The 12,782-nt window shown below is 71.2% G+C and carries 12 protein-coding genes and 1 pseudogene; 5 read left to right on the top strand and 8 right to left on the bottom strand.

What is annotated here, in order from left to right:
• From ACAM49_RS33980 to ACAM49_RS33965, 4 genes and pseudogenes are all read right to left on the bottom strand, one after another.
• A pseudogene (locus ACAM49_RS33980) lies at nucleotides 1-288 on the bottom strand (fructosamine kinase); the annotation flags it as partial.
• 73 nt (nucleotides 289-361) lie between these two features.
• Nucleotides 362-1,156 (bottom strand): helix-turn-helix domain-containing protein, encoded by a 795-nt coding sequence (locus ACAM49_RS33975; protein ID WP_369639643.1) that lies wholly within the window; start codon nucleotides 1,154-1,156, stop codon nucleotides 362-364.
• Nucleotides 1,157-1,251: 95 nt separating this feature from the next.
• Nucleotides 1,252-2,121, bottom strand: coding sequence for an NAD(P)H-binding protein (locus ACAM49_RS33970; RefSeq protein WP_369639642.1), 870 nt, complete (start codon nucleotides 2,119-2,121; stop codon nucleotides 1,252-1,254).
• Between the two features lie 63 nt (nucleotides 2,122-2,184).
• On the bottom strand, nucleotides 2,185-4,134 hold the full coding sequence (locus ACAM49_RS33965; RefSeq protein ID WP_369639641.1) for a CocE/NonD family hydrolase: 1,950 nt from the start codon (nucleotides 4,132-4,134) through the stop codon (nucleotides 2,185-2,187).
• 233 nt (nucleotides 4,135-4,367) lie between these two features.
• Here ACAM49_RS33965 and ACAM49_RS33960 point away from each other — a divergent pair, with 233 nt between their 5' ends.
• The gene (locus ACAM49_RS33960) at nucleotides 4,368-5,204 is read left to right on the top strand and encodes an SDR family NAD(P)-dependent oxidoreductase (protein WP_369639640.1); all 837 of its coding nucleotides are present in this window, start codon (nucleotides 4,368-4,370) and stop codon (nucleotides 5,202-5,204) included.
• Between the two features lie 72 nt (nucleotides 5,205-5,276).
• On the opposite strand, the gene ACAM49_RS33955 is transcribed toward ACAM49_RS33960, so the two are convergent.
• The gene (locus ACAM49_RS33955) at nucleotides 5,277-5,834 is read right to left on the bottom strand and encodes a sugar O-acetyltransferase (protein ID WP_369639639.1); all 558 of its coding nucleotides are present in this window, start codon (nucleotides 5,832-5,834) and stop codon (nucleotides 5,277-5,279) included.
• Between the two features lie 31 nt (nucleotides 5,835-5,865).
• Here ACAM49_RS33955 and ACAM49_RS33950 point away from each other — a divergent pair, with 31 nt between their 5' ends.
• From ACAM49_RS33950 to ACAM49_RS33940, 3 genes are all read left to right on the top strand, one after another.
• The gene (locus ACAM49_RS33950; RefSeq protein WP_369639638.1) at nucleotides 5,866-6,765 is read left to right on the top strand and encodes a TIGR03619 family F420-dependent LLM class oxidoreductase; all 900 of its coding nucleotides are present in this window, start codon (nucleotides 5,866-5,868) and stop codon (nucleotides 6,763-6,765) included.
• Nucleotides 6,766-6,838: 73 nt separating this feature from the next.
• Nucleotides 6,839-7,198: an iron chaperone gene (locus ACAM49_RS33945; RefSeq protein ID WP_369639637.1), complete on the top strand. Its 360-nt coding sequence runs from the start codon at nucleotides 6,839-6,841 to the stop codon at nucleotides 7,196-7,198.
• A gap of 118 nt (nucleotides 7,199-7,316) precedes the next feature.
• Complete coding sequence (locus ACAM49_RS33940; RefSeq protein WP_369639636.1) at nucleotides 7,317-8,522, top strand: hypothetical protein; 1,206 nt, start codon at nucleotides 7,317-7,319, stop codon at nucleotides 8,520-8,522.
• On the opposite strand, the gene ACAM49_RS33935 is transcribed toward ACAM49_RS33940, so the two are convergent.
• The 3 genes from ACAM49_RS33935 to ACAM49_RS33925 form a co-directional block, all read right to left on the bottom strand.
• Nucleotides 8,523-10,319 carry a DUF4153 domain-containing protein gene (locus ACAM49_RS33935; RefSeq protein WP_369639635.1) on the bottom strand — a complete coding sequence of 599 codons (1,797 nt, stop codon included), beginning with the start codon at nucleotides 10,317-10,319 and terminating at the stop codon, nucleotides 8,523-8,525.
• Between the two features lie 73 nt (nucleotides 10,320-10,392).
• The gene (locus tag ACAM49_RS33930; RefSeq protein WP_369639644.1) at nucleotides 10,393-11,379 is read right to left on the bottom strand and encodes an ATP-binding protein; all 987 of its coding nucleotides are present in this window, start codon (nucleotides 11,377-11,379) and stop codon (nucleotides 10,393-10,395) included.
• Between the two features lie 187 nt (nucleotides 11,380-11,566).
• Nucleotides 11,567-12,253 carry a response regulator gene (locus ACAM49_RS33925; protein ID WP_369639634.1) on the bottom strand — a complete coding sequence of 229 codons (687 nt, stop codon included), beginning with the start codon at nucleotides 12,251-12,253 and terminating at the stop codon, nucleotides 11,567-11,569.
• A 119-nt stretch (nucleotides 12,254-12,372) separates the two neighbouring features.
• On the opposite strand from ACAM49_RS33925, the gene ACAM49_RS33920 reads away from it, so the two are divergent.
• On the top strand, nucleotides 12,373-12,782 hold a 410-nt coding region (locus tag ACAM49_RS33920; protein WP_369639633.1), incomplete at its 3' end, for a hypothetical protein.

Below are 12,782 nucleotides of genomic sequence, written 5' to 3'. Positions count from 1 at the left end.
GTCGGGGGTAGGCGATTGCGTTGGCTGCCAGGCCAGAACGAGCATGGTGGGGTCGGCGGCCAGGACCGGTGGGACGAGGGTGGCGTGCCCTGCTGCGAGCCAGCGCAGTCCGGCGGCTTCGGCGGTGAGGGCGGTGGAGGGGGTGTCGTCGTGGAGGGCTTTGACGAATAGTTCGCGGCCGTCGGTGGTTTCGGCGCGGTGCAGGGTCCAGGCGTGGCTGCGGCCGAGTGGGTGCACGCGGGCGATGGGGGTGCCGGTGAGGTGGGCGAGGTGCGCGGGCACGTCCATGGGTTCTCATTGTGCGGGATGAACACCCCAGCGCGGACCGACTAGTCGGGACTGGCACGCCCAGCCGATTCGGTCAGTCGGCAGGGGTGACGGAGATGAGGTCGCGGAGCAGGGTGGCGGTGGCGGGGTCGGCGGGGAAGAAGGATTCGATGGCGAGTTCGGCGACGGTGACGTTCATGGGTGTGCCGAAGACGGTGGTGGCGCTGACGAACGAAAGGTCGTGCCCATCGTGGCGCAGGCGCAGCGGGACGACGGCCTGGTCGGGTTCGGGGAGGCCCGGTACTTCCTCGCCGCCGGGGTAGGCGCGCAGTTCTTCCAGCAGCGCGATGAGTTCGGGTGCGCCGGTGACCTCGATTTGTCGTTGCAGGCGTTCGAAGAGATGGCCGCGCCATTGGGCGAGGTTGATGATGCGGTCGGCGAGTCCGTCGGGGTGCAGGGTCAGGCGCAGCGCGTTGACGGGTGGTTGCAGCAGGGCGGGGTCGACGCCGGGCAGGAACAGGGCGATGCCGGCGTTGGCGTCGACCATGGTCCAGGTGGCGTCGATGGCGAGGGCGGGGTGGGGTTCGAGGCCGGTGAGGATTTGGCGGACGGTGTCGCGGATGGGTTGCATGGCCGGGTTGTCCAGGGCGGGTTCGGCGTACACGGGGGCGTAGCCGGCGGCGAGGAGCATGCGGTTGCGTTCGCGCAGGGGGATGTCGAGTTCGTCGGACAGGTGCAGCAGCATCTGGCGGCTGGGGGTGGCGCGGCCGGTTTCGATGAAGCTGAGGTGGCGGGTGGAGGTGTCGGCGCGGCCGGCGAGTTCGAGTTGGCTCAGCCGCCGGGTGGTTCGCCAGTGCCGGAGCAGATCGCCCGCCGTGTGTGTCGCCATAGGCCGATCGTACGAATAGGTATGGGCGCCAGGCCATTACTCGGGAGGTAATCGAAGCACGGCGAGCGGGGACAGTTCGGTGGCGCGGATACCCTTCAGTGCGGGGCGGGCCGGTGGATGGCGAAGTCGGCCAGGCTGATCGGCGGGTGTCCGCCGTACTTCTCGATGGTGGGTGTGACCTGGTAGAGCCCGGTGCCTTCGCCGAGGACGCGGAAGATCTCCCACAGCTTGGTCAAATGTTCGGCGGCGTGCGGAGATCCGTAGAAGTCGAGGGCCCAGCGATGCCAGGTGTCCGGGTCGGTCTCCCGATAGGTGCGGCCGAGGGCGCGGGCGGCGTCGCCGATGGTGAGGACGTCTCCGGTGAGCAGCAGGATCGGGTCCACGTCGAGGGTGGGGTCGCTGAGCAGTCCGGCGGCCACGCGGGCGACGTCGGCGGCGGCGACCAGGGGCAGTTCGGTGGTGGCCGGGCCCATGGGCAGGGATAGGGCGGCTCCGTCGCCGGTGTCGGCGATGCGGGCGAGGTTTTCGTGGAAGACGGCCGAGCGCAGGTGGATCGCGCCGATGTCGGCCCAGTCGAGGATCTGTTCGGCGACCCAGTGCTGGCGCATGCGCGGGGTCAAGGCTTGGGGTCCGGCGGCGAGTTGGGAGACGGCGACGACGCGTTCGACTTCGGCTTCGCGGGCGGCGACGGCGAAGGCGCCCGCGGCGTCGAGAAGTCCGTCGATGACCGGGTAGGTGAAGTAGGCGCAGCGCACCCCGGACAGGGCGGTGCGCAGGAAGGCGAGATCGCGCATGTCGCCGACGACGACGTCGGCGCCGAGGGCGCGCAGCACGGTGGTGCGGACGTCGTCGGTGTGGACGAGGGCGCGAACGGGGATGCCGCGCCCGAGTAGTTGTGCGGTGAGGTGCCGTCCGGAGGATCCGTCGCGCCCCCCGGCGGCACCGGTGACCAGGACCGGCTCCATGCCTCAACGGTACGGGTTGTGACCTTGCGGCACAGGCGGTTCGCCCGCGGTGGCGGGATCTCGCTATGAGGCGTCGAGGTTTTCGATCTCCGCGGTCACGGGTAGCGCGAGGAAGCTGAGCCGGCTGGGCCGGTCGGGGTCGAGGACGATGTGCTGGTCGCGGATGTGCCGGGTCACCGCGGGGGTGAGGAAGTAGCGCGGCCAGCTGGTGCGGGCGATGGCGACGCGCAGGCGGTGCCCGGTGCGCAGGACGGCTTCGGTGGGGGTGATGTCGATGTCGAGATCGTGCGGCACACCGGGATTCACCGGCAGCACGGCCGCGGCGCTGAGGTCGTGTTCGGCGGTGAGGAGTTCGCCGTCGCGGTATCCGCTGGCCTTCTCGTCGAGGGCGCGCCGCGTCGAACGCAGCGCACCCCGGGCGAGAACGGTGGAGGTGCCGTCGGGTGCGACGTCGCAGACGGTGACCGCCCAGAACGCCTCGGTGCCCGCGGTACTGGCGTGCAGGTGCAGGTTGATCGGTCCCGACAGCAGCAGGTCGTGGTCGAGGGCGTCGCTGGTGAAGGTGGCGGCGGCGGCCTCGTGGGTGCGGTCGTCGATCGACCAGTCGCGGCCGAGCAGGGTGGGCAGGCCCATCAGGATCCAGGTGCTGGTCTGGGAGGTGATGGCGGGGCGCTTGCGGGGCAGCCGGATTCGCGCGGCGTACCGGTCGGGCGCGTGCTGCAGGGAGCCGTCGTGGGCGGCGTGCGGTGCGGCGCCGCTGGGCTGGCGCGACAGGTACCAGTGGTGTGGGCGGGCGGCCGGATGCGGGTAGTCGTCGCGGCTGACCCAGTCGCCGCCGAGCTGGCGCACGGTGACCGGTCCGTAGGCGTCGATCCCGTTGTCGATGCCCTTGACCCAGCGGTCGAAGAACGCGCATTGCAGTTCGTCGAGGCGTTGCGGGTGGTCGTGGGTGCCGAAGCCGGTGCCGGGGCCGACGTGGTAGCTGTCCTCGACCACGAGTTGTGCGGCGCCCGCGGGCAATCGGAGGCGGTGATGCAGTCCGGGTGTGGAGCGGGCGAACACGTCGTGCCAGCCGGCGTGGATCCAGGTGGCGGCGGTGATGTTCTCGAGGTCGGGGCGGCGGTCGCGGGCGTCGGCGTCGTAGAAGTGCTGGCGGTGGTGGTCGTCGAGCAGGGCGCCGGTGAGGTCGGTGAACCGGGTGAACGGGCTGGCCACCCGGTCGCGCAGATAGCGCAGGGCGGCACCGGATTTCACCAGTCCGGGCACCGAGGGCAGCCATTTGCCGCCGTTGACCGCGGCCAGCCAGGCGATGTTGAAGGTGGATTGCGCGCCGCCGGTGAGGATGAGGTCGCGGGTGGGGTCCTCCGAACCGACCAGGGCGAACACGGCTTTCAAGCCTTCGGGCCGGTGTCCGGCGGTCTGCAGGGCGGTGATGGCAAGGTAGGAGATGCCGGTCATGGCGAGATCGCCGTTGCACCAGGGCTGGTGGCGCACCCAGTCGAGGACCTCGAGGTGGTCGCGTTGTTCGCGGGCGGACATCAGTTGCAGGCGGCCGGTGGAGGTGCCGGTGCCGCGCACGTCGACGGCGATGTGGATGTAGCCGCGGGCGATGAGGGTGCGGTTGGCGCGCACCGATTCCAGGGCGCCGCCGCCGAGAGCGCGCAGCATCTCGCGGCCGCCCGCACGGCCGTGTGGTGAGGGCGGGACGAGCCGGTAGACGAGGGGCCCGACGGCGGAGACGGCGTCGATGAGCGGGTTGGCGCGCGTCATCAGGGTCTTGTTGTACGGGGTGAGGGTGATGACGGCGGGCAGTGGTTCGGTCACCGGCCGCCCGCGCCGGTCGGCGGGGCGGGTGATGTCGGCGGAGAGAATCGTGCCGTCGCTCAACCGGATTCCGACGCCGCGGCGCAGGTGCACCTTCGGGTAGCGGGCGGGTCCGATGTCGAAGCGCGCGTTGGGTGGCAGGCCCGGGCGGGTCGCGGGGACGGATGAGGCGGTGTGCGCGTGCGCCATGGTCGGCTCCTTTGCCGAGGGCCGCCCGCCACCATGCGGGCGCGTCTGTCTCAGACGGTACGGGGTGACGGGTGCGCTGTCACCTGGTATCCGGCCCGAATTCACCGATCCGGTTCGTGCACCCGACCAAACGCCACTCTCGTTGCCCGGCAGTGTCTTTCACGAGACCACCATCACGATCGAGTGACACGGAACCGCGACAGCGCGGCGCGGCTGTGGCAGGCTGGCCTGGCATGAAGACCATGCTGATCACGGGGGCCACATCGGGGATCGGCCTGGCGGCCGCGCGACAGCTCGCCGCCGACGGACACCGTCTCATCCTCGTCGGCCGCAATCCCGAAAAGCTGTCCGCCGCAACCGAATCGATCCACGCCGAGACCGGGGCCGAGGTCGACGCCCTGGAATGCGACCTGTCCTCGCTCGACGCCGTGCGCGCCCTGGCCGACACCGTGCGCTCCCGCTACGACCGCCTCGAGGTGCTGGCCAGCAATGCGGGCGGATTCCACCTGCGCCGCACCGAAACCGGCGACGGTCTGGAAGCCACCTTCGCCGTCAACCACCTGGCCGGTTTCCTGCTCACCGAACTGCTGCTGGACCTGCTGCGCGAAAGCGCACCCGCCCGCATCCTGTTCACCTCCTCGGTCATGCACTACGGCAACACCTTCGACTTCGACGACCCCCAGCTGCGCCGCGGCTACACCGGCGCCACCGCCTACGGGCGCGCCAAACTCGCCAATATCCTCTACGCCCGCGACCTGGCCCAGCGCCTGGCCGGAACCCGCGTCACCGCCAACGCCTTCCACCCCGGCGTGGTGGCCACCGGCATCTGGGACGCCGCCCCCTGGTTCGCCCGCCCCGCCATGAGCCTGCTCAAGAAGATCTTCATGATCTCCCCCGACCAGGCCGCCCACACCCTCACCTACCTCGCCACCGACCCGGACGTCGGCGCCGTCTCCGGCTGCTACTTCCAGCACAACCGCGTCAAGGCACCCTCCCCCGCCGCCCAGGACGACGCCGCCGCGACTCGTCTGCACCGCCTGTGCGCAGAACTCACGGGCCTGCCCGAATAGCGCTGCGGCACACGGCGGCAGCCCTGCGTTGCACCGGCGCGTGGCCCCGACGCCGGGCTCTGACGGAGGCCGTCAGAGGGTGCGGATGACGCGGGCGGGATTGCCTGCGGCGAAGACCTTTTCGGGGAGGTCGCGGGTGACGACGCTGCCCGCGCCGACGACGGTGTTCGCGCCGATGGTGACACCGGGGCAGACGATGACGCCGCCGCCGAGCCACACATTGTCGCCGATGGTGATGGGGGCGGCGGTTTCCCAGCGTCCGCGGCGCAGCTCGTGGTCTGCCATCGGGTGCAGGGCGGTGAGCAGCTGGGTGCGAGGGCCGATGGAGACGTCATCACCGATGGTGACCGGCGCGCAGTCCATGACGATGGCGTCGTAGTTGAGGAAGCTGTTGCGGCCCAAGCGAATCAGGTGCCCATAGTCGCATTGGAAGCGCGGCATGATCCAGGAGCCCTCCCCGATCTCGCCGAGCAGCTCCTCGAGAATGCCGCGGCGCACGGCGTCCTCACCGGCGCGGGTGGCATTGAAGCGGTCGAGTAGTCGCTGGCAGTGCAGGCGTTCGGCGATCAGTTCCGGATCGTTGTCACGGTAGAGCTCGCCGGCGAGCATGCGGTCCTTGTGTTCTCCCACCCCGCCCATCCTGTCTGGTATCACCGATAGGGTGAAAATCGGCTTCTCGCTTCCCCAGTACGGTCCGCAGGCTCGTGAGGCCGCACGCATCGCGCATTACGCCACCACGCTCGAACAGGCCGGGGCCGACAGTCTCTGGGTGGGTGAGCGGCTGATCGCGGCCACCAATCCCAAGGTCGGGTACGCGGGCAAGGACACCATTCCCGCCGAATTCAATTACGTGCTCGACCCGTTCCTGGTGCTCGGCATCGCGGCCGCGGCGACCGAGCGGGTGCAGCTGGGCACCAATGTGCTCATCGCGCCGCTGCACCGGCCCGCGCAGCTGGCTCGCGCCCTGACCACCATCGACGTGGTCAGCGACGGCCGCCTGATTCCCGGTTTCGGCATCGGCTGGTCGCCCGAGGAGTACGAGGCCGCCGGAGTCCCATTCACCCATCGCGGGGCGCGCCTGGACGAGACTCTCGATGCGCTGGAAGCCATCTGGACCACCGACCCCGCCAGCTACCGCGGCCGCTTCGTCACCGTCCCCGAGCATCGCAGCGCGCTCGAGACCGTGCAGCGCCCGCGCCCGCCGATCCACCTGGGCGCGTTCAGCCCGGCCGGGCTGGCCCGCATCGGCCGCCGCGCCGACGGCTGGCTGCCCGTGGTCCCGGTGCCCGGCCCGCCCGGCTGGAGCAAACAGCTGCTCACCCTGCGCGCGATCATCGACGAGGCCGCCGTCGCCGCGGGCCGCGACCCACAGGCCATCGACACCATCCTGCGCGTCAACGTGGCCGCGGGCACCGATCTCGCCCCGGTGGCCGACGCCATCGAATCCGTCGCCGCCGACACCGGATTCGACGATTTCTTCGTCGACCTGCTCTACGTCACCGACTCCGTCGACGCCATGCTCGACACCGCGACGACCCTGCTGGAACGCCTGCGCCGCTGACCAGCCGCCCGGTACGGTCGAATCGGATACTCCCCACGGAACGGATATTCCCTACGACAAAGGGGTGGACCTCATGGCGCAGCCCGACCCCACGACCGTCGACGAATACCTCGCCGCCCAGCCCGCACCCATGCGCGAAGCCCTCGACCGGGTGCGGGCGGCCATCCACACCGCACTCCCGGACTCCACCGAGACCCTCGCCTACAAGATGCCCGCCGTCGAGGTGAACGGGAAAGCCGTCGTGTACTTCGCGGGCTGGAAGAAACACCTGTCGGTGTATCCCGTGCCCGCCGGGGACGCCGCCTTCGAGGCGGCCATCGCGCCCTACCTCGCGGGCAAGGGATCGCTGAACTTCCCGCTGAAGAACCCCATCCCCTACGAACTCATCGCCGAGATCGCGACCCGCCTGGCCGCCCAGCGCGCCGGGCACTGAGCCGGCTGGGCGAATCGCCCTACTTGCGGGCATACTCGATCGCGTTGTGCCGCAGGGCCGCCCGGGTGAGTGCCCGGAGACACCGGTCCGGGGGTTGTGTCGAAGGGAGTCCGGACCGGTGGGATTGCGGAATCCGGTCGTGCTGGCCGGAGTCGTCGGAGTCGGAGCACCGGTCCTGGCGGCGGGGGTGGTCGCCGCGCTCACCCTCGATCCCGGCGGCAACGGATTGGACGCGGGAGCCGACCACAGCACCCGGTCGGCCAGCGCGTCGCCCACGCCACCGAGCCCCACCCCCGCGCCGCCCGGAAATCTCGTAGCGGACGTGGATCCGGTTGGGTTCCAACCCGATTCGATCAACTTCAGCTCCGAGGACGAGGGCTGGGTGCTGGGCCGCACCTACCCGTGCACCGGCGAACCCTGCCGGGAACTGCGCCACACCACCGACGGCGGGCGCACCTGGCAGCCAGAACCGTTCCCGGCCCTGCTGCGCACCGCCGCGCACGAGGACGGCTGGATCGAATTCGCCGACGCCCGCAACGGCTGGATCCGCGCCGGGGCACTGCTGTTCTCCACCCATGACGGCGGAACCACCTGGCATCAGGTCGATCTCGACGTCAACGCCGTGACCGACGGGTGGACGATCTCGTTCTCCGAGGACAGTGCCTACATCGCCGCCACCCAGCCGGGCGAGAAGGTCGTGCTGTTCACCAGCCCCCTCGCCAGCGACTCGTGGAGCGAAACCACCGATATCCCCGCCGTGATGGGTGACGGACCCGATCCCTCGGCCGAGGTCTCCGTCGTCGGCAACCGGGCCTGGCTGGTGGTCACCGACCGCACCAAGACCGGAGCCCGGCTGGTCAACGGTGTCTGGTCGCCGTGGCAGTTGCCCTGCGGCGGCAACGGACCCGCCGACTGGCACGCCCTGACCGAGAGGCGGGTCGTGGCCTTGTGCGGCCGCTCCGGTCCCGGCATCGACGACACCGCGACCACACACCTGATGACCTCACTCGACGGCGGAATCAGCTTCACCGAGACCGGGCAGCTCTCGCCCACCCTGCCCGGCTCCGCCAACCTGTTTCCCGCCGACGCTTTGCATCTGGTCGCCGCGGTCGACGCGCATCTGCTCACCTCGACCGACGGCGGCGAAACCTGGACCACCGCCTACACCGCGCCCGGCACCGACTGGGTGGCGCGGTCGGGTGATTTCGTCTCCGCGACAACCGGATTCGTGATCATGCACCGGACCGGGACCGAGCACTCGCCCAGCCTCATGCTCACCACCAAGGACGCGGGCCGCACCTGGACGCCGGTCAGCTTCGGCTGATCAACGCCGCGCGGTAGCCCGCGCGTAGTTCCAGCCCTGCCACGAATCGCGTTCCAGCCGAGCGCGAATGACCTCGGCGATCGCCGCGCGCTGCGGGTCGGGCAGCCGGTCGGCGGCGGGCAGCGCGTCGGCCGACAGGGTGCTCAGATAGCTGGTGTCCAGGTTCTTGCCCGCCTGCCACCGGTCGATATTGCGTTCGGCGATCAGCCGCTCCGGGTCGAGCACCGCCAACCCCAGCAGCGTCACCGCCGCCGCCCCGATCGCCGCGCGCGGCACCCAGCCGCGCCGCAACGAGATCAGGCTCACCAGCACCAGCAGATACACCAGCGCGATCCAGCCCTCGAACACCTCCACCAGCAGCCGCAGCACCGTGAACCCGTAGGCCTCCTGATAGGTCCACATGCGATGCAGCGCCGAGGCCACGATCAACAGCGTCAATCCGCACACCACCGCGATCGCGCCCCGCAGCCAGCGCCGCTCACCCGCCGATTCCTGCCGCGCGCACCGCAGCACCCCCGCGATCACCGCCAAGGTCAGCATGCTCACGATCGACAGCTGCCAGAACCCGCTGCGCGCATACTCCGCATAGGTCAGCCCGGCCGTGCGCTGCACATACCCGTCGCCGCCGAACAACACCGCCACCTGCGTGCCCACGAACGCGGCGAACACGATCGTCAACGCCCCCACCGGAATTCCCCCCTCCACCGGCGAGAACCGCCGAATCCCCCACCAGCCCACCGCATCCGCCGCTTCCGCACCCGAGCCCCCGGCGCTGCGGTCCTGGCCGGCGGCAGGCGGCGGCGCGGCCAGCAAATACAGCATCCCGGCCGTCCCCAGCCCGACCACCACGAACACGAACCCCCACCGCACCACCGCGGGCACATCGATACTCGGCACCAGCCCGTTCACGATCCCCGCGAACACCGCATCGGCCCCCGCCAGCAACGGCACCACAACCACCAGCAGCGCCGCGGCCACCGCCACCGACCACCACACCCGCTGCGACCCCACCCGCGCGCGCCCCCGCGGCTCCCGGGCAGCGCGAAACAGCCACGGCAGCGACGTCATTCCCGCGAACGGCACCGCCGCCACGTCGAACCACAGCCCGTACACCGACCGCCGCACCACCGCAAGCGACCCGGCCACCAGCGCCCCCACCACACACAGCCCGAAAAGCCACGGCGCATCCCGGACCACCCCGACCCCCAGCCGCGCCAGCGCGAGCACCCTCCACCACATCCGTTCCCACCCGCCGCGCTTCGGATCCGGCCCGGGACCCCTCGACCCGGACCGGTCCGTGCGCGCCGCGGCCTCCGCGCCGACGCTGTCGCTGCCGCGGTCGGCCGCTCGACGCGCGGCCCGATCGACCCCGTATACGGTGCCCGCGACGGCCAGCCCGGCGAGCAGCCACCCCAGCCCCGGTCGATCCACCGGGACGAGGATCGCACCGGCCAGACCCGCCGCGCCCACCGCGGCGAGCAGACCACCGGGCAGCGGAGCCCGCGCCGACCGCGAGGGAATCCGCTGCGGCGGAACATGATTCGCGACCACAGCGGGATTCACAGGCGCCGCCGGGTGCGTGGTCGGCCCGAGTGGTGGTGCGGGCGAAGCCGGTGCGTCCGCGACGATCTCGGGTCCGTCCGCCGCAGGCTCGGGTGCGGGCGGTGTTGTCGCGGTCGCGGCGTTGCGCGCCCAGGGCGACGCCGCCTCGGACGGGGTCGGGTCGGGCGCGGCAGGCTGTGCGGAATCGCTGGCAACCGGGCCGGGATCGGGTGTGGTGGGCGGGTTTTCGGGCATGGCGGAGCCTCCGATGGGTGTGCGGGACCGTCCCGGGAGCGCCGGGCGCTGCGGGTGACGGGGTGAATGGGTGTCAGAGAGTGGGGAGGGTGACGCGGATGCGGGAGCCCGGGTCGGCGACGGCGATGGTGCCGCCGTGCAGGTCGACGATCCAGCGGGCGATGGCCAGGCCGAGACCGGTGCCGCCGCCGGTGGCGCGGCCGCCGCGGGTGAAGCGTTCGAAGACGCGGGCCCGGTCGGCGACCGGTATGCCGGGGCCGTCGTCGGAGATCTCGAGCACGGTGGCGGCGCGGTCGGCGTGGGCGTGCAGGCGGACCTCGCCGTGGGCGGGGCCGTGGCGGGTGGCGTTGTCGAGGAGATTGAGCAGAACCTGGTGCAGGCGGGCGCGGTCGGCGTACACGGTCAGGTCGGGGGTGGCCACGGCGACGGTGAAGCGGACCGGGCGGTCGATCGCGACGGCCATCACCTCGGCCTCGGCGACCACCTCTTTCAGCAGCGGCTCCACCAGCAGCGGTTCCCGGTCCAGGGCCACCGCACCGGCCTCCACGCTCGACAGCGCCAGCAGCTCCGACACCAGCAGGCTCAGCCGCTCGGTCTGGGCCAGCGCGGTGCGCAGCGTCGCCGGATCGGGCTGGGACACCCCGTCGACGAGGTTCTCGAGCACCGCCCCCAACGCCGTGATGGGCGTGCGCAATTCGTGCGACACATTGGCGATGAATTCGCGCCGCTGCGCATCGGCGGCGGCCAGGTCGGCGGCCATCTGGTTGAACGCCTCCGCCAGCTGCCCCACCTCATCACGTGAGGTGGCGCGCACCCGGCGCGAATAGTCGCCCTGGGCCATGCGTTTGGCGGCGGCGGTCATCTCCCGCAGCGGCAGCGTCATCCCGTGCGCCAGCACCTGGGACAGGATCAACGCCAGCAGGGTGGCCGCGATCGCGGTCTTGGGTGGCAGCCAGCCGATGCGCAGGGCGAAGAACCCGAACGCCACCGCACCCGATCCCACCATGAGGATGGCCAGCTTCATCTTGATCGAGGGCACCCGGTCCAGCGGCCGCGGCATCCACGCCGCCACCCGATTCCCCGCCCCCCGCAAGGACTCCGCGATGCTCACCGCTGCCCCTCCCCGCGCCTGTCCCCGTGGTCGGCTTCTCGCCCCGAGGCGCTGTCGCGACTCCACTGGCTCACCGGCCAGGGCCGCAGCCGGCTCGGATGCGCGCACACCGCCCACCGCCGGGCCCTCTCGCCGCTCATCGCGCCTCCAGGGCGTAGCCGACCCCGTGGACGGTGCGGATCAGATCCGCGCCGAGCTTGCGGCGCAACGCCTTGATATGACTGTCGACCGCACGGGTGCCCGACGCATCGGCCCACCCCCACACCTCACTGAGTAGTCGTTCCCGCGCCAGCACCGTGCGCGGGCGCCGCGCCAGATGCACCAGCAGCTCGAACTCCAGTGGGGTGAGCTGGGTTTCGTCCTCGCCGCGCCACACCCGCCGCTGATCGGTATCGATGCGCAGATCCCCCACGCAGATGGTCGCCGCCGGGGCCGCGGTCCGCTCCACGCGCCGCAGCAGGGCGTGCACGCGGGCGGTGAGCACCCGCATCGAGAACGGCTTGGTCAGATAGTCGTCCGCGCCCACCCCGAGCCCGACCAGCATGTCGGTCTCATCGGTGCGGGCGGTGAGCATGAGCACCGGCACCGGCCGCCGCGCCTGGATGCGCCGGCACACCTCCAGGCCGTCGAACCCGGGCAGCATCACATCCAGCACCACCAGATCCGGGTCACCGGCGGCCTCCGATTCCACCGCGGCGGGCCCGTCGTGGGCCAGATCGACCGCGTATCCCTCGGCGCGCAGCCGCGCGGCGATGGATTCGGCGATGGTCGGCTCGTCCTCGACCACCAGGATCCGGCGCGGGCTCCTCGGACTGGTTTCCATGCAGCTGACCTTAGGCAACCACCGTGGAGAAGGTTCGCCCCGATTGTGAAGATCTCGTGGAGACGCCGGTCATGCCACCTGGAAGCATCATCCACGACACGACGTCGTAGCATGTTCGGGTGCGCTCACCGACGGATCACACCGCGCGCCTGCGCGGCGCTGCCGTCGGCGCGTCCTCGGGCGCGGTGGCGGTCGCGGCCCACGGTCTTGGCGGCGGCGCGACCCTACCCGACGGTTCCTCACTGGCCCTGTTGTTCGCCGCGTGCACGCTGATCGGGGTCGCGGTGGCCTCGATGCGCCCCCGCTACGGACCGGCCGGGACCATGGCCATGCTGGCCGCGGGACAGTCGATCGGGCACGCGGCGCTGTCCATGTCGCCCGGCCACCACCATCACGGCTCCTCACCGGCCATGCTGCTGGCACACCTGATCGCGATCCCGGTGGGCGCGTTCGTGATTCGCGCCGCCGAGGCGGGCATGCGCCGCGCCGTCACCGGTGTGCGGCGGTTCATCCTGGCGCTGGCCTCGAT

Origin of the sequence: Nocardia sp. JMUB6875 (assembly GCF_041154655.1) — a bacterium.
GTDB lineage: Bacteria > Actinomycetota > Actinomycetes > Mycobacteriales > Mycobacteriaceae > Nocardia.
The sequence above is the reverse complement of the archived record's forward strand: the minus strand, read 5'-3'. Positions and strand labels throughout refer to the sequence as shown.